General features: G+C 66.2%; 17 protein-coding genes. 4 read left to right on the top strand and 13 right to left on the bottom strand.

Features of this window, described 5'->3' with window-relative positions:
* Window positions 1-204: 204 nt before the first annotated feature.
* From miaA to VT03_RS02735, 4 genes are all read right to left on the bottom strand, one after another.
* A complete protein-coding gene (gene miaA / locus VT03_RS02750; protein ID WP_075091572.1) occupies window positions 205-1,137 on the bottom strand; it encodes a tRNA (adenosine(37)-N6)-dimethylallyltransferase MiaA in 933 nt (310 codons plus the stop codon).
* A 123-nt stretch (window positions 1,138-1,260) separates the two neighbouring features.
* Entirely contained in the window at window positions 1,261-2,223 is a 963-nt protein-coding gene (locus VT03_RS02745; protein ID WP_075091571.1) for a 1-phosphofructokinase family hexose kinase, read from the bottom strand.
* Window positions 2,220-3,389 carry an iron-containing alcohol dehydrogenase gene (locus VT03_RS02740; protein WP_075091570.1) on the bottom strand — a complete coding sequence of 390 codons (1,170 nt, stop codon included), beginning with the start codon at window positions 3,387-3,389 and terminating at the stop codon, window positions 2,220-2,222. Before VT03_RS02740 ends, VT03_RS02745 begins: the two co-directional genes overlap by 4 nt.
* Before the next feature lie 33 nt (window positions 3,390-3,422).
* A complete protein-coding gene (locus VT03_RS02735; protein WP_075091569.1) occupies window positions 3,423-4,100 on the bottom strand; it encodes a class I SAM-dependent methyltransferase in 678 nt (225 codons plus the stop codon).
* Between the two features lie 189 nt (window positions 4,101-4,289).
* Between VT03_RS02735 and VT03_RS02730 the strand changes: the two genes are divergently transcribed.
* Entirely contained in the window at window positions 4,290-6,011 is a 1,722-nt protein-coding gene (locus tag VT03_RS02730; RefSeq protein WP_075091568.1) for an alpha-keto acid decarboxylase family protein, read from the top strand.
* A 76-nt stretch (window positions 6,012-6,087) separates the two neighbouring features.
* On the top strand, window positions 6,088-7,398 hold the full coding sequence (locus VT03_RS02725) for a putative sugar nucleotidyl transferase (RefSeq protein WP_075091567.1): 1,311 nt from the start codon (window positions 6,088-6,090) through the stop codon (window positions 7,396-7,398).
* Between the two features lie 140 nt (window positions 7,399-7,538).
* Here the strand turns inward: VT03_RS02725 and VT03_RS02720 are convergent, their stop codons facing one another.
* Genes VT03_RS02720 through VT03_RS02705 form a run of 4 tightly spaced genes read right to left on the bottom strand, consistent with a single transcriptional unit; the run spans window position 7,539 to window position 10,979 of the window.
* Complete coding sequence (locus tag VT03_RS02720; protein ID WP_082845891.1) at window positions 7,539-8,204, bottom strand: YdcF family protein; 666 nt, start codon at window positions 8,202-8,204, stop codon at window positions 7,539-7,541.
* Window positions 8,171-8,884 (bottom strand): hypothetical protein, encoded by a 714-nt coding sequence (locus tag VT03_RS02715; RefSeq protein ID WP_075091565.1) that lies wholly within the window; start codon window positions 8,882-8,884, stop codon window positions 8,171-8,173. The genes VT03_RS02720 and VT03_RS02715 overlap by 34 nt, the downstream gene beginning before the upstream one ends.
* A gap of 35 nt (window positions 8,885-8,919) precedes the next feature.
* Window positions 8,920-9,591 carry a metallophosphoesterase family protein gene (locus tag VT03_RS02710; RefSeq protein WP_075091564.1) on the bottom strand — a complete coding sequence of 224 codons (672 nt, stop codon included), beginning with the start codon at window positions 9,589-9,591 and terminating at the stop codon, window positions 8,920-8,922.
* Window positions 9,592-9,647: 56 nt separating this feature from the next.
* Entirely contained in the window at window positions 9,648-10,979 is a 1,332-nt protein-coding gene (locus VT03_RS02705; protein WP_075091563.1) for a nucleotide sugar dehydrogenase, read from the bottom strand.
* Between the two features lie 556 nt (window positions 10,980-11,535).
* Between VT03_RS02705 and VT03_RS02695 the strand changes: the two genes are divergently transcribed.
* Together VT03_RS02695 and VT03_RS02690 are read left to right on the top strand one after the other, a co-directional pair.
* A complete protein-coding gene (locus VT03_RS02695) occupies window positions 11,536-12,081 on the top strand; it encodes a hypothetical protein (RefSeq protein ID WP_075091561.1) in 546 nt (181 codons plus the stop codon).
* 99 nt (window positions 12,082-12,180) lie between these two features.
* The gene (locus VT03_RS02690; protein ID WP_197489183.1) at window positions 12,181-13,566 is read left to right on the top strand and encodes a polysaccharide biosynthesis/export family protein; all 1,386 of its coding nucleotides are present in this window, start codon (window positions 12,181-12,183) and stop codon (window positions 13,564-13,566) included.
* Between the two features lie 181 nt (window positions 13,567-13,747).
* Here the strand turns inward: VT03_RS02690 and VT03_RS02685 are convergent, their stop codons facing one another.
* From VT03_RS02685 to VT03_RS02665, 5 genes are all read right to left on the bottom strand, one after another.
* On the bottom strand, window positions 13,748-14,857 hold the full coding sequence (locus VT03_RS02685; protein WP_082845890.1) for a type I phosphomannose isomerase catalytic subunit: 1,110 nt from the start codon (window positions 14,855-14,857) through the stop codon (window positions 13,748-13,750).
* Window positions 14,858-15,026: 169 nt separating this feature from the next.
* Window positions 15,027-16,022 (bottom strand): glycosyltransferase family 2 protein, encoded by a 996-nt coding sequence (locus VT03_RS02680; RefSeq protein ID WP_075091559.1) that lies wholly within the window; start codon window positions 16,020-16,022, stop codon window positions 15,027-15,029.
* Window positions 16,023-16,073: 51 nt separating this feature from the next.
* Window positions 16,074-17,177 (bottom strand): acyltransferase family protein, encoded by a 1,104-nt coding sequence (locus tag VT03_RS02675; protein ID WP_197489181.1) that lies wholly within the window; start codon window positions 17,175-17,177, stop codon window positions 16,074-16,076.
* Between the two features lie 81 nt (window positions 17,178-17,258).
* Window positions 17,259-18,185: an NAD-dependent epimerase/dehydratase family protein gene (locus VT03_RS02670; protein WP_075091557.1), complete on the bottom strand. Its 927-nt coding sequence runs from the start codon at window positions 18,183-18,185 to the stop codon at window positions 17,259-17,261.
* The gene (locus tag VT03_RS02665) at window positions 18,182-19,369 is read right to left on the bottom strand and encodes a glycosyltransferase family 4 protein (protein ID WP_156514247.1); all 1,188 of its coding nucleotides are present in this window, start codon (window positions 19,367-19,369) and stop codon (window positions 18,182-18,184) included. The genes VT03_RS02670 and VT03_RS02665 overlap by 4 nt, the downstream gene beginning before the upstream one ends.
* Between the last annotated feature and the right edge of the window lie 24 nt (window positions 19,370-19,393).

The following is a 19,393-nucleotide window of genomic DNA, read 5'->3' as shown; positions in this document are numbered from 1 at the left end:
ACCCGCGGGGACTGCAAAGCGGGCGTTGAGTGCTCAACGCCGGTACCACAAAGGCTTCGCCCGTTGCTTACCACGGTTCCTCATGGAAGTGCCTCCGGCGGCAAGGGGGTGAGACCCCCTTGACCCCAGCGGCCGTCGCACGTTGGGATTAAGCGAGCATAGCTGTGCCGGCGAGGACGCGGTTTAAGCCAGCCATTCCGCTGCCTATCCCGTGATCCGTTCCACGATCGCATCAGCGCTTTCTCCCGGTGCGATCTCGACGGCGCGGCACTCTTCGAGATTTCGAAACCACGTGCACTGCCGTTTGGCGAACTGCCGCGTCCGGGTCTTGATGGCATCGACGGCGGCGGGGAGCGGTTCGCGGCCTTCCAGGTGGTCCAGGAGCTCCTTGTAGCCCAACGCCTGCCGTGCCGTCCGGCCAAGTCCGCGCGGCCGTCGCAGAAGGGCCGTGACTTCGTGGAGGAGTCCCTGCTGCAGCATCTGATCGACGCGGCGGTTGATCTGCTCGTGAAGGCGCTCGCGGTCCGGGCTCAGCCAGACGACGTGCTGCGGCCGCTGATCCGCGGGGAGCGGCTGCTCGTCGTGGAGTTCCGAGGCGGGCCGGCCCGTCAGGTGGACGATCTCCAGGGCCCGGATGACGCGGCGGACGTCGTTGGGGTGCAGCCGTGCCGCGGACGCCGCATCGACGGCGGCGAGCTTCTGATGCAGGGCTTCGGGGGAGGTCGCGGCCAGCTCCGCTTCGAGCCCGTGGCGGTACGGCCAGTCGGCCGGCGGCCCTTCAAAGACTCCTCGCAGGAGTGACCGGAGGTAAAGACCGGTCCCGCCGACGAACAGCGGCACGCGACCCCGTCCCAGGATGTCGCTCACCGTCGGCAGCGCCGCGTCGAGGTACTCGGCGACCGAGAAGTCCTCGGCGGGGTCGACGATGTCGAACAGGTGGTGCGGGACCTGCGTCCGCTCCTCGGCCGTCGGCTTGGCGGTCCCGATGTCCATCTCGCGATAGAGGGTCATCGAGTCCATCGCGACGATTTCGGCCCCGATCCGCTCCGCCAGCCGCAGGCTGACCGCGGTCTTGCCGCTCGCGGTCGGCCCGGCGAGGAACCAGCAGCGGCAGAGGATATCGGAGGGAAACTTCATGCGGCTGGAAACCTTCGATGCCCTCGCCCCTTCATCGGTGTTTATCCGCGTTCATCTGTGGCTCACCGAAATGTTTCAGCCACAGATAAACACAGATGCACACAGATAGGAATGGCTCGGCGGTCAGAAGCGTGAGTGAGGCGTCGGGGTTGCGGCAATGCGGTTCAAGAGGGACTCGACTGACGGCCCATCCAGCCGTGCCGGCAGGAGACGAGTTGCGTTGTCGGCGGCGGCGGCGAGGCCGTAGCGGACCGCTTCGACCACCGGCTGATCGTCCGCGATGCCGACGGCGATCCCCGCGGCGACGCTGTCGCCGCAGCCGATCGGGTTGACGACTTCGACCTTCGGCGGGTGAAAGCGGTAGACCTCCGTCCGCGAGGCGAGGAAGGCCGAGTCGGCTCCCTGCGTCACCAGGACCCACTGGGCACCGAGGTCGATGACTTCCCGCATCGCACGGACGAGGCCGTCATCGGTTTCCAGGGGACGTTTCACCGTGGCGGCGAGTTCCTCACGGTTCGGCTTCACGAGGAGCGGGCGGTGGGCCAGGGCGGCGAGGAGTTCCGGGCCGCGGGCGTCGAGGATCACCGGGGCTTCGAGGCCCGACATCATGCGGGCGTAGCAGTCGGCGGTGGACGATCCATCGGAGAGCGAAGGGAGCGAGCCGCTGAAGACGGCGCACTTCACCGTGGACATCTTTCGCCAGGCTTCGCCGACCATGTACTCGAACGCGAAGAGCTGGTCGCGGCGGATCGGGTGGGCGTTCTCGACGAGCTCCGTGATCCGGCCGGTGGGGCGTTCGATCAGCGTCGTGCAGACCCGGGTGTTGGCGACCGACGCCATCCGGACGAGCGGGATGCGGTCTTCCTGGAACTCATGGAAGATCGCCTGCCCCGCGGGGCCGCCGAGCGGGCAGATCGTGAGGGCGCCCGCGCCGGGGGCGAGCGAGTGGATCGCCCGGCCGACGTTGAGAACTTTCCCCGAGCCGCACCAGTGCGACTCCGCGGCGCGGTTCACCTCACCCGGAACGAGGTTGTCGAAGACGAGAATCTGCTGCCACGCGGGGCTCAGACCGACGGCCAGAATCACCAGAGCGCCTCCAGGGTGTCGGACAATTCGCATTCCGAGATCGGCCGCGGATTGCCGTTCATGCTGTTCCCCTGCGATCCGAGGACGAGCGGCTCGACCTGGTCCTTGGTGACGCCGAGGTCTCGCAACCGCGTCGGAACGCTGAGCCGCTGGCAGTAGTCCCGGATGAACCGAACGGCGGCATCGGCCCCCGCGGCCCCGCTCAACCGGTCATCGCCGGTGAAGATCCGTCCGAGCGTTGCCATCTCCGGCTCGCGGGCGCGGCGGTTCAGGTCCATGGCGGTCGGGAGCATGACGGCGCACGCGAGGCCGTGAGCGATTCCGCAGGTGACGCCGAGGGCCGCCGCGACACCATGCGCCATGCCGAGCCCCGAGTTCGCCAGGGCGATCCCGGAGAGGAGAGCGGCGTGCGACATCGCCTCGCGGGCCGCGCGGTCGGCAGGATCGTCGACCAGACGGGGGAGGGCCGGGACCGCTTTCTGGAGACCTTCGAGGCACAGGGCCTGCGGGACCGGACGTGCGTTCCTGGTGATGTAGCTCTCGATGAGCTGCGTGATCGCGTCGAGGCCGGACCAGACCGTGACGTTGCGGGGGGCGGAGACGGTCAGCTCCGGATCGACGAGGACGACCGCGGGGACCATGGCGTCGGAGCGGAGGCTCTTCTTGAAGCCCTCGGCCCGGCTGGAGATGACGGAGTTGCGGGTCGCCTCGCTCCCGGTCCCCGACGTCGTCGGCATCGCGAGACAGGGAAGCGGGGGCTGGTCGAGCTTGAGGCCCCGGCCGACCCCTTCCAGGTAGTCTTTGACGGTCTCGCTCTGCCGGTTCGTCGCCAGGGCCGCCACCGCCTTGCCGAGGTCGATCGCCGAACCGCCCCCGACCGCCAGAACGAAGTCCCCCGGCTGGACGCCGCTCTCCCGGAGACGGGAGACCGCAGCGTCGACATCTTCGACTTCTGGTTCGCGGTGGATCTCGGCTACGTCGAGCGTCGCCAAGCCCGCCGCGGTGAGCGATTCCTTGAGGGCGGCGAGGGTACCGTTGGCGGAGAGCGTGCGCGAGCCGCTGACCAGGAGGGCCCGCCGTCCCAAGGAGGCGGCCCACTGCGGCAGCTCAGCGCGGCGGCCCCAGCCGAACACGATCCGCCGCGGCAGCAACAAGTCGTAGGTCATTGTTCCTTGCTCATCCGGCCGGGCGATGGCCGCTCAGCTCTTCCAGGTGGAGATCGTCCAGTGCCGGTCGGAAGTCATCCTAACGGCGGTCGGCGAAATGCCCAGTTCCTCCAGCAGTTTCGCCACCTCCTCGACAGTCAGGGCGGCGTGGAACGACTGCCGGAAGAGTTGTTGCTGCTCGGCGGTCTCGTTGCCCGCGTAGGTCCGGACGAAGTGTTCGACCTCATCCGCGGATTCCGGGCGATAGAGGTCCCGCAAGAAGAGGAGCCCGCCGGGGGCGAGGACCCGGTGCATCTCGGCCAAGGCCTGCCTGGGCTGCGGGATGTGGTGGATGATGGTGTTGGAGACGACCGAGTCGAACGTGCCGTCGCCATAGGGGATCCCTTTGGCGTCGATCTTCTGGAGGGTGATCCGACTTTCCCAGCCGGCGCGGCGGCAGTTGACCTCGGCCCGCTTGAGCATTTCGTCGGCGAGGTCGACGGCGGTGATCCGGACGTGGGGGGACTGGCCGCACAGCTCGATCGGGATCAGGGCGGTGCCGGTCCCGATGTCGATCATGTGGCAGCTGGGCGCGTCCCCTCGGACAGTCATCCAGGTGGCAAGCCAGTCTGAGGCGAAGGCCCGGTTGACGGTGGAGTGGTCCATCCGGTCGTAGGCTTCGGCCTCCTCGGCGGTGTCCATCGCTTCCGGTTCGAGAACGCGGGGGAGCATGTTGGTCTCCTTTCGATTGGGAGGCGGAAGACGGAAGGCTTAAGGCGGAAGGTAGAGAGGATGGCCGGATCTTGCCATTTTCACAAAGGGCCGCCGGGAGCCGGCGGACGCTGGTGTTCCGGCATCTGGGGCTCCTCCTATAATGGAGAAGTGACGGACGTGACGGCCTCTTGATGCAGGGACGATGTCATGGCACGCAAAGCGACCGCGATGAAGACCTCGGCTACCAAGGAATCGCCGGCGAAGGCGGTCGGGGCGAGGGGAAAAGCCGCCACCAACGGTTCTGCCCAGACGATCGGAAACTACCTCATCCAACGGCTCCAGGACTACGGAGTCCGCGACGTCTTCGGGATCCCCGGCGACTTTGTCCTCGGCTTCTACGACATGCTGCAGAACAGCCCGATCCGGGTCATCGGCTGCACACGGGAAGACAACGCCGGATACGCCGCCGACGCCTACGCCCGCGTTCACGGCATGGGAGCGGTCTGCGTCACCTACTGCGTCGGCGGGCTGAGCCTGTGCAACTCGATCGCCGGAGCCTTCGCGGAGAAATCCCCCGTCGTCGTCATCACCGGCTCGCCCGGGATCGGCGAGCGGCACAACGACCCGCTGCTGCACCACCGCGTCCGGGACTTCAACACCCAGCAGCAGGTCTTCGAGAAGATCACCATCGCGAACGCCGCCCTCGAAGACCCGCTGACCGCCTTCCGGGAAATCGACCGCTGCCTCGAAGCGTGCGCCCGATACAAGCGGCCGGTCTTCCTGGAGCTGCCGCGGGACCGGGTCCATTCGCCGGCCCTCTATCCCCACACTCCGACGCGGACGACTCCCGAGGGGGATCCCGAAGCATTGCAGGCAGCCCTGTCGGAGGCGGCGGAGCGGATCGCGGCGGCCGAGAATCCGGTCATCATTGCCGGCGTGGAGATCCACCGCTTCGGCCTCCAGGCCCAGGTCCTGAAACTCGCGGAGGACCGTCAGATCCCGATGGCGGCGACGCTCCTGGGGAAATCGGTCGTCTCCGAACGGCACCCGCTTTATCTCGGGGTCTACGAAGGGGCGATGGGGCGGCAGAGCGTGACGGAGACGGTCGAGGGGAGCGACTGCGTCATCCTCCTCGGCGCCTTCATGACCGATATCAACCTCGGGATCTACACGGCCAAGCTCGATGTCGGCCGCTGTATCTATGCGACCAGCGAAAAACTGCGGATCGGTCACCACCACTTCCAGGGGGTGGGCCTCGAAGAGTTCCTGACGGGGCTGACGCAGGCGGATCTGGGGAAGAAGAAGAAACTCAAGCTCCCTCCGAAGAAGTCCGAGCCGGTCGCGAAAGCGAGCCCGTCGGATCCGGTCACGATCAAGTCGCTGTTCGACCACATGAACTCGATCCTCGACGACGACATGGTGGTGGTCGCCGACGTGGGAGACTCACTCTTTGCCTCCAGCGACCTGACGATCCACAAGCACACGGAGTTCCTCTCTCCCGCCTACTACACCTCGATGGGCTTTGCGATCCCGGCGTCGGTCGGCGTGCAGGTCGCTAATCGCAAGCTGCGGCCGATCGTCTTCGTGGGGGACGGGGCGTTCCAGATGACCTGCATGGAACTCTCGACGGCGGTCCGCTACGACTTCAATCCGATCATCGTGGTCCTGAACAACAAGGGGTACACGACGGAACGGTTCATCCTCGACGGGGAGTTCAACAACATCCTCAACTGGAACTACCACCGCATGCCCGATCTCCTCGGCGCGGGGTGGGGCTTCGAGGTCCACACCGTCGGCGACCTGCATCAATCCATGAAGGCCGCAATGGCGAGCCAGGACGCGTTCACGATCCTGAACGTCCATCTCGACCCGTACGACACGAGCCCCGCGCTCAAGCGGCTCGGCGAGCGGATGGGAAAGAACGTCTGACGATTCGCCGGATTCGCTGACGAAACCCAAGCCGGAAAATCGCGGCCGCGGGCTCGAACGAGAGATATTGTTTCGCATGACGACTGCTGTTGCTTCCCTGTCCGCGTCCGCGGCTGTCCCGCTCCTGATCTTCGAAGACCACCGGTGGACTCAGTTTCTTCCGCTGACACTGCTCCGGTCTGTGTTCGATCTGCGGGTTGGCGCCGGCACGCTGGCGTGGCGCGTAGGAAATCTACGGCCTGAGTCATCGGGCGACGGGCTCTCCTCACTGAGGGGGGCCTGGTGTCGGCCGGGGCTCCAGGAGATCGCGGCCCGGACGACTGGATTGGAGGTCAACGCCGCGCTCGAGGGGCCGACGCTGCTGCTGAACGGGCGCGGGATCTGGCGGTCTCTGCCCGGCCGGGGGCAAAGCGGGTCGTGGATCGGCATCGCCGGAGCGGATCGGCAGCTCGCCTGCCTCTTTGCCGACGCCGAACTGGCGCGGACGCTGGCTCCCGGCGATTTTCTGGAGCCGGACGGGAGCGATGTTCGCTTCGCCAAGCTTCCCCGCCGCGACGTGAGCGAGTGCGTCGAACTGGTCGACTGGCCCTGGAACCTGGTGAAGAAGAACCAGGAACTGCTGCTGACCGATCTGGGGCCCGCGGCGTTGTCGCAGCCGGACGAGTCAGAGAGCCCCCCGCGCGAAGGAGTCTACCTGCTGAACCGCGCGGGGATCCGGATTGGCCGCGGCACGAAAATCTTCCCCGCGAACGTGATCGACGCCGATGAAGGGCCGGTCTGGATCGGCGATCGGGTGAAGATCCTGCCGCACTGTTCCATTCAGGGGCCCGCCTACATCGGTGATGACTGCGTGCTCCAGGCCGGGACCGTCCTCCGCGGAGGGGCGACGCTGGGGCCGTTCTGCAAGGTGGGAGGGGAGATCGAAGGGAGCGTGTTTGCGGGGTACTCCAACAAGCAGCACACCGGCTTCCTGGGGCACAGCTATGTCGGCTCGTGGGTGAACCTGGGGGCCGGATCGTCCAACAGCGATCTCAAGAACACCTACGGCACGGTCCGCGTGCCGATCAACGGGACGGAGGTCGAGACCGGTGAGATGTTTGTGGGGGCCACGATCGGGGACCACGCGAAGATCGGGATCAACTGCGCGATTCCGACCGGCGCGTCGATCGGGTTTTCGAGCGCCGTGAACACGGTCCGCTCTCCCAAGTTCGTCCCGAACTTCCAGTGGCTCGAAGACGGCCGAAGCGTGCTTTACGAGCCGGAGCGAGCCCTGAATGTGGCCGAGAAGATGATGGCCCGCCGCCGGATCCTGATGTCCGAGGCGGAACGGGCGGCCTTTCTGGAGGCGGCCGCCGTCACCCGGAAGATGCTGAACTCTCGGGGCTGACGAAGAGTGAAACACCAAGACATAAAGACGACACCAAGGTCACAGAGGCATTCTTAGACCGCCTGATCCTTCGTGCTCTTGGTGCCCCCTTGGTGTCTTGGTGTTTAACACACCCAGTCCGAGACCAGAACCCGCTGCGCCTACCGGAAGGCGTCGCGGCAGAGCTTCGCAAACTCTGTCACGTAAGTGTTGACGCCGTTATTGAGCTTCCACCAGTTGTCGGGACCGAAGCCGCGCGTGGGAGCCGCCACAAAGTGCAGCCGTCGCGAATGTCCCGGCACCTGTCGCTCGAAGAGCATTCGCGCCCGGCGGGTGTGGTAGTCGTTCGTCACGACCGCCACCTCCGCCTCGGGGTGCTGGTCCAGAAAGCGGCCCAGCGCTCGCGCCTCGTCACGCGTGCTGGTCACTTCGCCGTCCACGTCGACGATCGCCTCCAGCGGGACGTCCGAGGCGAGGAGAATCCGCCGGGCCACTTCCCGCTCCGGCAGCGCCAGTCCCTGTACGGCCTCCGGGGGGACTTCCACTTCAGGGAGCAGGATTCGACGAGTGAAGCCTTCGCGATAGAGCGCCGCGGCCATGACGACCCGCGTCTTAGGATTCCCCCCGAGGACGAACGTGTAGTCGACCGAGTGGTCCAGTCGCTCCCCGACATTCATCCACCGGCCAGCGGCGGCGAGCAGCGACTCGCGCCAAGTGAGCGTCACGACCGCCAGCGTCACGAGCAGCGCGCAGCCGAGCCCCAGCACCCATAGACGGGAGGGCTGCGGCCGGTTCAGCGGGCCATCGTGAAATCGGTCGGTTTGCATTCGCGCCACTCGTCGATCGCATCGCCGCGCGTCGCCTGGAGAATAAGACTCATCCACCCGGTGACGAAGGCCGAGATCCCCTCCTCGGATTTCCACCAGTTCGACCGGCAGAATTTGCGGTCGACGACCAGCCCCAGGCAGACCCGATCCCGGTCCGCGGAAGCGAGCGTCCGGTCGAGACGCCAGCGGACCTCGCGGCTCCGCATCTCTTCGCACAGCACGAGGCACCGCGCCTCGGGATGCCGGTCCAGCCACCGGGCGAGGGCATCCGTCAGCGTGTCATCGACATTGTGGAGACGAATCTCTTCCACAACTCCCGCGGAGACGCCGAGCGACTTCAGGCCGGCCTGCATCGGGGAGTACTCGTCGGGAAGGATCCCTTTCGCCTCCCACTCGGTGGGGGGATTGGTCGCCACCAGGATCCGCGCGGCCTCCTTCTCGAGGATCGACCGGGCGGCCCGTTCCGCGGCGTTGTCCCCTCCGACGATGACGATCGTGTCGGCCGGTCGCTCCGCCTCCGGGTAGACCAGCGGCCGGGCGAGGCCGGTGAGGATGGAAGCTCGAAAGACGAACGCCATCAGGAGCCCGACCGCGACTAGGGCGAGACGCCGCCGCCAGCTCGACTTGACGGCCGGCCGGGGGGCGTTCGAGGAGGGCGGCGGTGGCGGTACGGTGCTCATCGATCGATGGAGTGGGGGCGAGCCGCCCCTCAATCTTACTCCAGGTCCGAGAGGAACGCCCCGCGGCGGAAGCGTCCCGTTTCGCTCGCTTGAAGAATCTCGCCGGTGTGGGCCGCCAGGCAGGTCAGGAACCCGCCCCGGTAGGCCTGTGTGTCGAGGCAGATCCAGCCGTTGCGGACGAACGGGACTCCGCCAGGGCAGATTGTATGGCCACAGACGATCCGCTTGCCGGAGGGGTGCGGCGGTTCGCGGCCGGTGAACTTCTTCCACCGCAGCCAGTCGCTGTCCTGTTCCGCCAACGGCACCCCGGGCTCGAGGTTGGCGTGAATGCAGATCTCCGTCGGCCCCTCCCACCAGGGGAGGGCATCGTGAAGCAGCTCCAGGTGCGCGTCGGGGATGTCGCTGAACTGGCCGCCGTAGGACTCGAGCGTCTCGATGCCGCCGTGCCGCAGCCAACCCTGCGTCTGGTAGCCGTGGAGGGCGCTCAGGAGCATCTCCTCATGGTTCCCGAGGATCAGGTGCGTCGCGCACGTCTGTTCGAGCTCGACGATCCGCCGCAGGACGCCGCGGCTGTCCGGTCCGCGGTCGATTACGTCCCCCAAGAGGATTACCGTGTCGCCCGCCGTCGGGCTGCACTCCTCCAGGATCCGTTCGAACGCGCGGCTGCAGCCGTGAATGTCCCCGATGATGTAGAGCGCCTGGTCCAACTCTCTCCCGCCCCGTCCGTGCCCTTGTCACTCGTCCCTGACGCCCACTCTCCACGTCAGGCCTTGCGGATCTTCTCCCGCCCCGCAGTCACCTTGCTCGTCGCGTTCCGCGTGTCGAGGACCAGCCGGGCGTGCCGGACGATCTCGGCGTAATCGTAGGCCGAGTGGTCGGTGGCGATCAGCACGCAGTCCTGGCTGGCGAGGAATTCGGGCGTCAGCTCCTGGCTGGCCATCTCCGGCAGCGAGGGGTGATGCCGCATCTTCGGCAGCTTGGGGACGTGCGGGTCGTTGTAGGTCAGCGTCGCCCCCCGCGCCAGGAGGAGCTCCATCAGGACGAACGACGGGCTCTCCCGCGGATCGTCGATGTCCTTCTTGTACGCGACCCCCAGCAGGCAGATCCGGCTTCCGCGGATCGGCTTTCCGAGCTCGTTGAGAAACTCCATCAGCCGCATCACGACGTACTCGGGCATCCGGGCGTTGACCTCGCCGGCAAGCTCGATGAACCGCGTCGTCATTGAGTACTTGCGGGCCAGCCACGTGAGGTAGAAGGGATCGATCGGGATGCAGTGCCCCCCCAGTCCGGGGCCGGGGTAGAAGGCAGAGAAGCCGAACGGCTTCGTCTTGGCGGCGTCGATCACTTCCCAGACGTCGATCCCCATCCGGTCGAAGAGAGTCTTGAGCTCGTTGACGAGGGCGATGTTCACCGCCCGGTAGGTGTTCTCGAGGATCTTGCACGCCTCGGCGATTTCCGGGCTCGACACCGGCACGACGGAGACGACCGCCTGGGCGTACATCGCCGCCGCCAGTTCGAGTGCCGCCGGGTCCATCCCCCCCACGACCTTGGGGATGCCAGCCGCCGAATACTTGGCGTTCCCGGGATCTTCGCGCTCGGGGCTGAACGCCAGGAAGAAGTCCCGCCCGCAGACGAGGCCTCCTTCTTCGAGGATCGGGAGCACGACGTCCCGCGTCGTCGTCGGATAGGTTGTGCTCTCAAGGACGACGAGCTGCCCCGGCCGGAGGGCGGCCGCGATCGACCGGGCGGTCCCTTCGACGAACGACAGGTCCGGATCACGGGAGTCGGTCAGGGGGGTCGGCACGCAGATGATGAGGGCGTCCGGCTCCTTGAGACGGGACAGGTCGGCCGTCGCCTCGAACTTCTTCGCCTCCCGCCAGCCGCCGACTTTCTCCGACGAGACGTGCTTGATGTAGCTCCGCCCGGCGTTGAGCTCCGTCACCTTCTTCGCGTCGACGTCGAAGCCGACGCAGCGAAAGCCTTTCGAAATGAAGGCGTCCAGCAGCGGCAGCCCGACATACCCCAGGCCGATGACGCCGATCACGGCGGACTTGTTCTGGAACGCCTGGGTGAGTGATTCACGGGACGTGGACATACGAACTCGACGTGTTTTGAACAAGGACGGCAAACAGGAGGCAATGGAGCACGAAGGGGGATTGCATCAAGGCCGCGGCCCCTTGTCCACCACGTGCGTCCGCTGAACGGCTTCGGTGAACGATCCCCCGCAAGGCCGCTCCGGTTCCATCGGCAGGCGTTGATCGCTCGGGGGACAAACGCCTCTCCTCCGGGAGCACCCGGAGCGGGGCGATCCGTGAAGCGGGATCTGCCGGTCTGAAACGGCCTGCTTCGCGGCGCGCCCGAGGCGGAACCGATCACCGCCATGGCGAAATGGGGCGACTTTTCCGATTACGTCGAAAATTCCGCTCGTGACGGTCTGTTCGTCTGGCGCGACTTTGCCGGCTCTGCCGAAGAAACGAGAGCGGCGTCGCGCCGAATCCGGACCGTCGTTCCATCGCGGAGCACCGATCCGTTCGAAGTCCTGAACTTCGGCAGAGTGCGGCGCGGGGAGCACCAAAGCGTTCCCGAGGCGATCGGCCCCGAGAGTCAGGCCAGTCCGTCATCCGCGTCGGGACTTGTTGCGAGCGACTGACATGAAAATCCGAAACGCGATCGTCGGCATGGTGTTGATGACGTCAGCCTCCGGATGTTTTTACGCCATTCGCGACGAGATCCAGGAATCCGAAATGCAGTTTCGGAACCACATGATGGCTCACTGGGCCTACAAGGACTACCGGGCGGCCCAGCATCACCAGCGAATCGCCTGCCCGCATACCTTCAAAGAAGGCTTCGAAGCGGGCTACACCGACATCCTGAACGGGAAGACCGGCTGCCCGCCGATCATGGTCCCTCCGAAGTGTCACAGCCACTCGTGGCTGGATCACTGCTCGCCGGAGGAAAAGAACTGTGCGTGGTACGCCGGCTATTCGGCGGGAGTCGCCATGGCTCACGGAGACGACATGGTCGGCGTCAATACGATCCAGATCCGCGCCCCGCAGGCCATGCCCGCCGGCATGCCGGCCCAGGCGGGGTATCCCGCCGGCCCGATCGAGACGACGCCGCTCCCGGAGCTGGCCCCGGCCGCCTTCCTGCCGCCTCCCGTTTCGGGGGCCGAAGTCCCGCGGCTGGAATTCCAGTAGCCGCCTGGGCGTTCGCCCCTCTCCCCCGACAACCGCCGGAAGCGTGGATTGCCCGTCATCGCCCGCACCAACGTCAAAACGGAAGTGAGAGATCGTGCCATGGGTCGGAACGATTTCGCCATCGAGTCGAACGCAATGAACGTGAGCATCTCCGCTCCCGCCGTGTCGGGTCGCGACCGGAACGGTCCCAGCCGCCCGGGCCGGACCGCGAGCCGGTCGATCGGCGGGCTCGTATGCCTCGTCGCCGCCCTGCTCCTGGCTCCCGGCTGCACGACTCTCGACTGCCTGAAGGGGATTCCGTCGATCCCCGCCTACCGTGTCCCCCGCGCCCTCCTGGGGCGTCCCCGGTCGGACATGCTCGACATCTCGATGGCCCGCCTCCGGCAGACCCCTCCACCGATCTACAAGCTCGGGGCGAACGACGTTCTCGGGATCTACATTGAGAACGTCCTCGGCCAGCCCGATGAAGCCCCGCCGGTCTTCTATCCCGAGGACGGCACGCGGGCCCCGTCGATCGGCTTTCCGATCCCGATCCGCGAAGATGGCACGCTCTCCCTGCCGCTGGTCGAGCCGATCAGCGTGGACGGCATGACGCTGGCCCAGGCGACGGAAGCGATCCGGACCGCCTACACGAAGACGCAGCGGATCCTCCCCGAAGGGAAGGACCGGATCATCGTCACCCTGCAGCGGCCCCGGCAGTTCCGGGTCATGGTCATCCGCGAAGAGGCGGGGGGAACCCTCGTTCCGGGACTCGCGAGCGCCAAGCGCGGGACGGGTGAGACGCTCGACCTCCCCGCCTACGAGAACGACGTCCTGCACGCCCTCAACAAGACCGGCGGCCTCCCCGGTCTCGACGCGGAGAACGAAGTCATCATCATCCGCGGCGGCGACCAGGATGCGGCCAAGCACGACCTGCTCGTGGCGCAGATCGCCGCGAGCCGCCAGCCCTGCGAATGCCCGCCGATCCTGCCCGACGCGCCCAACGTCGTCCGGATCCCGCTCCGCTACTACCCGGAAACCCCGCCGACGTTCGCCGAGCGGGACATCATCCTGAACGACGGCGACATCGTGTACATCGCCTCCCGCGACAGCGAGAAGTTCTACACCGGAGGAGCGATCCCCGGCTCCGATCACCTGATTCCCCGCGACTACGACATCGACATCATGCAGGCCATCTCGATGGCGGGCGGCAACGCTGGACAGGGCCAGACCGGCGTCATGTCAATCGGTCAGCAGGGAGGAGCGTTCCGCGGCAACGGCGGCGGGGGGGGAGCGGTCGGCCCGTCTCGGGCGATCATCGTCCGCAAGACCTGCAACGGTCAGACGATCGCCATCCGCGTCGACCTGCGAAAGGCGATTACGGACAGCAGCGAGCGCGTCCTGATCCAGCCGGACGACATGATCATCGTCCAGTACACGATCGCAGAAGAGATCACGAACGCGGCGCTCAACATGCTCCAGTTCAACTACCTGTTGAACCGGTAAAGTGGCGACCGCGGAAAAGAAGGCCGCCGGGCGGTGAAAGCGGCGCCATGCCGAACGGCGTTCACGGACGGCGACGTCGGCCGCTCCGGCGGACTTGGAATCTGGCCGCCCGTCTTTCAGAACGCCGGGACGCCGCATGAAGGCGTTCCGCGGTTGAGCCCATCGCGACAGCCCGCTGGTATTAAGACTCGCCGCTGCCGATGCGGACGCAGAGCAACGTAACCGATCCCCGCGGTTGAACCGGCGTCCAGACCGGATCCCGGGCCTCCGCAGGAATCATTACCGACGATCCCCGTCTGAGCGACTGACGGAACTCGCCGTCCGCCGTCTGAAGTTCGGCCTCTCCGTCGAGCACCATCCACATCGTCAGTTCGCCCACATGGACGGACGGCCACAACCGCGAGACGCGATAGCGATCCAGCCGGAAATGGGGTGTCGCGAGCAGACGCTCCATCTCGACCCCGTCACCGGAGTCGGGCAGTCGCCGGGGCACGGTCGGCTCCACCGGCTCCTGGTCCCAGTTGATCGCCTGCAACGCCTCGGGAATCTGCAGCGGGCGCGGCTGGCCGTCGAGTCCCATCCGCCCCCAGTCGTGAAGGCGAAACGTCGCGTCGCTGGCCTGCTGGACTTCGGCGACGATCAGGCCTCCTCCGGTCGCGTGCACTGTTCCGGCGGGAATCGAGATGCAATCTCCCACGCGCGGCGTGAAGGAGTGAAGACACTCGAGCACCCGGCCCTGCTCCAGGCTGGCCGCGAATTGCCGCGGGGTCACGCCCTTCTTGAGACCCGCGTAGACCCGCGAGGTGGGCCCGGCTGCGACGACGACGCTGGCCTCCGATTTTCCGCGGCGTTCGCTCGTGATCTGCCGGGCGAGCCCATCGTCGGGATGGACCTGAAGGGATACGAAGTCCCTGCATTCCAGCCACTTGAGCAGCAGCGGAAAGTCCTCCTCGTGCGGGCCGTCGTCCCCCGTCAACTGACGAGCGCTCTGACTCCAGAGTTCCGGCAACGTGACGCCCGCGTGCGGCCCGCTGAGGACCCGGCTGGGGTGCTGGGGCAGGCCGCTGATCTCCCAGAACTCGCCATACGGACAAGCGCGCGGCAACTTCTGTCCGAACAGCTCAGCCATCTCGCGTCCGCCCCACGGTTGCGGACGGTGGAAGCGGTCGAACACGATCGGATGACGAAAATCGGAGACCAACGACGGACTTTCACGACGGTTCAATGTGGATCCGGAGGGCGCGGCGCATGGCCCCGGTTCGAGGCGCGGCGTTTGGGGACGAGTACTCATATCCAAGGGACGAGTGTCCTTTGCTTGATTCCGTGATTGAAACGATGGATGCCCGTGGATGCCGCCCCCTTTTCAGCGGACGTCATCCACCTGTGCGTCCCGTCTGAAGTCGAGGTGGCGGCTCGCCGCTGAGGCCGCCATGCCTCGCGCTTGCTCCCTCGCGGGATCGCTACATCTGGGGACCACCCGCGCTGGGCAGAGCGATTTCTGTCGCGGCGAGCGGGCCATGGGAAGGGAGCGAGCGGAAGCGACGGTAGGCGTCGATTGAGACCGGTCGGCGGGCGGAGAAATTTTTGAGGCAGGCGAGGTATCCCGCCCCGATCAGCGCCACCTGGGAGGGGAAGCGGCTCCAGCGGAACTTGTGGAGAAGGAGTTGCACCGAGGAGATTCCGATCCGGCCCAGACAATAGGGAAAGGGGAACCGCATCCAGCAGAAGAGGATCGTGTTCCGATAGCCGTAGTAGTTCAATCGGGCCGCCGATCGATTCGGACTGGCGTGATGGACGATGGGGCCGGTGTCTGCGAACAGGATCTGGTGACTGCGGTCCAGCAGTCGGATGCACAGGTCCCGTTCCTCCCCCTGATGGACGAGCAGTTCGGGATAGCCTCCGCATTCCAAGGCGAGGGACCGCCGAATGGCGTGAGCGCAGCCGATGTAGTTCCGCAGCGGAGTCCCCGCCGCGACAGGCCGCATCCCTCCCGAACCCTCTGGCCGCTGCGGCTCGACGAAGGGGAGGGCGAGAGCGGCCGCTTGCGGGTAGCTGTGAAACAACGTCGCGATCCGGGCAAGCGTTGCCGGATCGGTGAACTCGGCGTCGTCGTCGATTGAGACGACAAACTCGCCTCGACTCTCGACAAAGCCTTCGTTTCGCAGCCGGATGTATCCCTGGCGCGTTTCATGCCGGATCAACCGGACGCCCGGGAACTCTCGAGCGACCATGTCGGACGTGGCATCGTCGGAGGCGTCGTCGAACACGAGGACCTCGTATTCGAGGCCCGTCAGCAGCACGCAGGACCGCAAGGCCCGCCGGAGTTCTTCCCGGCGGTTCCGCGTCGTGATCACGACCGAAACGCGCGGGGCGGTGCCGGTCGTTGCGAGGCCCTGCGGGTAGCCATCGGATTCATGGGGGCCATCGAGGCCAGGCGATCTCGTGTTCACTTCCATACAGAATCGCCTGGCGGCAGAACCAGCTCACGTCCGCGGTCGGTCGGGCTGCTATTCAAGAAAGTGACGTTTCAGTTTCAAGAAGGGGGCTTCGACGAATCGCCAGCTCAACCAGGCCATCCCCAATGTGATGACCGTGGCCAGGCTCATTCGACCGACATCCGCGGTCACGGTACTCCCCGGAACCGGGACCTTCTCGCAGGCCGACATGATGAACGGGTGAAAGACGTACATCGCGTAGCTGTGATGTCCGCACCAGACGAGGGGCCCGACCATCAACAGGCGATTCCACCACGTTGTGGACGTGGCGCCGACGACGACGGCGATGGCCGCGGCAAACAGGCCCGCCCGCATATCGAACTTCACGACCTGAACGAGCGGCGAGCCCTTTCCGCTCTCCAGGAAATACAAGGGGACGGCCAACAACAGGATGACGGCGACCATCCCCAGCGTGGCGGCGGTCCACTGAGCGCGGGATGTGACCCGACGGCCGATGACGGCCAGCAGTCCTCCGAACGCCAGTTCGTCAACCCGGCAGAGCGTGAACTGAGCCGGGAACTGGTCGAAGGCGGCGAAGACTCCTCGCGTGCCGAGCGCAAGCGCAATGGTCGCCAGACACAGCGCAGCGACCTTCTTCTCGGTCCGCAGGAACCAGACGAGCGGCGGCCACACCAGGTAGAACTGTTCCTCGACGGCGAGGGACCAGAAGTGGCCGAAATCCGGACACCAGTGGAACGTGGTCCCGATGTTCTGCGTGTACGTCCACAACCAGAGCTGGTAGGGCACCAGATAGCGGGTGCCGAAGAACCCGGGAAAGAGACCGTAGACGACGAGGACGGTCAGGAAATAGATCGGAAAGATCCGCAGCGCCCGCCGGGCGTAGAAGTTCCGGGCGCGATGCGTCTGTTTGCGGGTATCGAGGAGAATTCCGGTGATCAGGAATCCGGAGAGAACAAAGAAGCAGTCGACGCCGGTCTGTCCGAGGCGGCACACGTAAGCCAGCGGCTTGGGCAAGGTCGCCGCCAGGGCGTGGTAGTGTCCGTAGAAGTGAAAGAGGAGCACTCCCAGGATGGAGAGCCCTCGGACTCCGTCGAGCGCCGGGTAGTAGGACCGGGGACGGAGGATCGGCCCAGCATTGCTTGGGGAGGTGGGCACCGTTTCCGCAGGAAGCTCCCGTTCGGGAACTGGCGGCGTGTCGATGTCTGTGGAGAGACTCAAGGTCATGGCCCGGCCGATTCACCGTGAACCCGGAGCGGGTTGGTCGAACTCATGGCGACGCAGCCCCTCGATCGTCCTGACCAGTCCTTCCCTCAATGGGACTTGCGCCTCGAAACCGAGGCCGCGAATCCTGCGGATGTCGGCATACCACTGGGGGATGTCCCCGGGAAACGACTTCCGGGTCACGGTCAGCCGGACGTCGCTCAGTCCCATGACGTCGGCGACCAGCTTCGCAAGGTCGACCAGTCGCGTCGGCTGTCCCGAGGCGATGTTGTAGTCCTGGCCCGGAACTCCACGTTCGGCGACGGCCATCAGAGCGGCGATCGTATCGTCGATGTAGAGGTAGTCGCGGAGCTGTTCCCCATCCCCCAGGATCTCCAGCGAATGGGGATTGGCCTGCAGCTTCCGGAAGAAGTCGACGATGGCGAACTTCCGCATGTTCGGGCCGTACACGTTGAACAGCCGCGCTACGCGGACATCGAGCCCCCGGCTCGCGTGAAAGGCTTGTGCGTAGTTCTCGCACGACAGTTTGGCCGCGCCATAAGGCGATGTCGGCCGTTTGAGGGCGGTTTCGGAGAGCGGGAGGGGCTGCCCCGGCTGGAAGACCGCCGCGGAAGAGGCCAGGATCACCCGAGCCCCCACGGCCACCGACGCGTTCAGGACCTGGACCGTCGCGGCCACGTTGTGCTCGAAATCCCCGCAGGGATCGTGGACCGAGCCGGCCACGCTGGTGCGACCCGCGAGGTGAAACACCACGGTTCCCGGCCGCAGGAGGCCGTGCAGGGAGTCCGGCGAGCGCAGATCGGCGACCCGTCCGTCGCAGCCGGGAAGCGAGACCTCTTGGCGGGAAACGGCGGTCACCTTCGCCGCCTTGCGTGCCAGAGCCTTGCAGAGCTCGCGGCCAATCATCCCCCCCGCGCCCGTGACGACGACGTCGGCGATCATGGGGCCACCCCCATGGGCTGACGTTCGGCGATCGCCGCGCGGTAGCTCTCCACCACGGTCTGCATCATCTTTGTGGTCGAGAAATCGCGGGCCACCCGCGTTCGGGCGCTCTCGATCATCCGCCGCACGGCCGGTCGATCGTTGACGACCGCTTCAATCGCCGCGGCAAACTCCGGGGCCGAGCCCGGCGGAACCATCAACCCGTCGACCCGGTTCCGGATCGCCTCCCGGGCTCCCCCTACGTCCGTTGCGATCACGAGGCGCCGGCTGGCCATCGCTTCCAGGATCGTCGTCGGCAGGCCTTCCGAGTCGACGGATGGAACGACGAAGACATCGATCTCGCCCATGAACTTCTGGAAGGACTCGGCCCACCCGATGAACTGGACCACTTCGCACAGGCCGAGACGCTGCACCTGCTGCTCCAGCATCGGACGGGAGGAACCTTCTCCCGCGATCCGCAGACGGATGTTCCCCCTGTCGGCGACGCGGCTGAGCGCGTCCAGAAGGATGGCATGCCCCTTCTCCGGCTCGATGCGGCTGGCGATTCCCAGGGTCAGCGGCCGGTCGCTTTTTTCGATCCAGGCGCTGGGGCCGACGCCGTCGTAGCCTTCGACGTCGATGCTGTTGTAGGCCACGCCGACACGGCCGGGGTCGAGACGCAGGTGCTCCACGGCGAAGTCCCCCGCCGCCGCTGAGACCGCGAGAAACCGGGGCTGCGAGCGAGCGAAGGCCCGCCGCGTCATCCATTGCCGGATCCGGGCCTTGATCGCTCGCGACGCCTGCCAGGAGCGCCGGTCCACAATATGGACCACATGCGGCAGCCGAGCCCCCCGGTTGCTCAGGGCGGCGACGACATCCGATGTCCAGAGGTAGGAGTGAATGAGATCCGGATGAAAGTCTTCGACGACCTCTCGAAACTTCCCGGCACAGCGGCTCAGGGCGAACGGAACGCGGTAGTCGCCGGAGAAGTCGAGATCGACGACGTCGGGAAGCCAGGGCCACTGATGGTCACGGGGCGATCTCGACAGGACGCACAGCTTCACCTGACATCCGGCCTGGCTCAACCAGGTCAGCATCCGCAGGCCCAGGGCCTGCGTCCCCCCCAGCTTCAGGTTGTCCACCACGTGGAGAACCCGCAGCCCCTCAAGAGACGGGCCTGGCTCCAAAAGATCGGGTTGCGGCAAGATGCTGTCCACGGGAAGTCGTCC

Origin of the sequence: Planctomyces sp. SH-PL14, assembly GCF_001610835.1 — a bacterium.
In the GTDB taxonomy this organism is placed as follows: domain Bacteria; phylum Planctomycetota; class Planctomycetia; order Planctomycetales; family Planctomycetaceae; genus Planctomyces_A.
This window is presented reverse-complemented; position numbering and strand designations above follow the sequence as displayed.

What these genes read in the sequence shown, in the direction of transcription:
- VT03_RS02690 (WP_197489183.1), top strand. Translation starts at nt 12,181, where the DNA reads ATGGGTCGGAACGATTTCGCCATCGAGTCGAACGCAATGAACGTGAGC.
- miaA (WP_075091572.1), bottom strand. Translation starts at nt 1,137, where the DNA reads ATGAAGTTTCCCTCCGATATCCTCTGCCGCTGCTGGTTCCTCGCCGGG.
- VT03_RS02680 (WP_075091559.1), bottom strand. Translation starts at nt 16,022, where the DNA reads ATGGAAGTGAACACGAGATCGCCTGGCCTCGATGGCCCCCATGAATCC.
- VT03_RS02725 (WP_075091567.1), top strand. Translation starts at nt 6,088, where the DNA reads ATGACGACTGCTGTTGCTTCCCTGTCCGCGTCCGCGGCTGTCCCGCTC.
- VT03_RS02740 (WP_075091570.1), bottom strand. Translation starts at nt 3,389, where the DNA reads ATGACCTACGACTTGTTGCTGCCGCGGCGGATCGTGTTCGGCTGGGGC.
- VT03_RS02670 (WP_075091557.1), bottom strand. Translation starts at nt 18,185, where the DNA reads ATGATCGCCGACGTCGTCGTCACGGGCGCGGGGGGGATGATTGGCCGC.
- VT03_RS02735 (WP_075091569.1), bottom strand. Translation starts at nt 4,100, where the DNA reads ATGCTCCCCCGCGTTCTCGAACCGGAAGCGATGGACACCGCCGAGGAG.
- VT03_RS02720 (WP_082845891.1), bottom strand. Translation starts at nt 8,204, where the DNA reads ATGCAAACCGACCGATTTCACGATGGCCCGCTGAACCGGCCGCAGCCC.
- VT03_RS02715 (WP_075091565.1), bottom strand. Translation starts at nt 8,884, where the DNA reads ATGAGCACCGTACCGCCACCGCCGCCCTCCTCGAACGCCCCCCGGCCG.
- VT03_RS02730 (WP_075091568.1), top strand. Translation starts at nt 4,290, where the DNA reads ATGGCACGCAAAGCGACCGCGATGAAGACCTCGGCTACCAAGGAATCG.
- VT03_RS02695 (WP_075091561.1), top strand. Translation starts at nt 11,536, where the DNA reads ATGAAAATCCGAAACGCGATCGTCGGCATGGTGTTGATGACGTCAGCC.
- VT03_RS02685 (WP_082845890.1), bottom strand. Translation starts at nt 14,857, where the DNA reads ATGAGTACTCGTCCCCAAACGCCGCGCCTCGAACCGGGGCCATGCGCC.
- VT03_RS02705 (WP_075091563.1), bottom strand. Translation starts at nt 10,979, where the DNA reads ATGTCCACGTCCCGTGAATCACTCACCCAGGCGTTCCAGAACAAGTCC.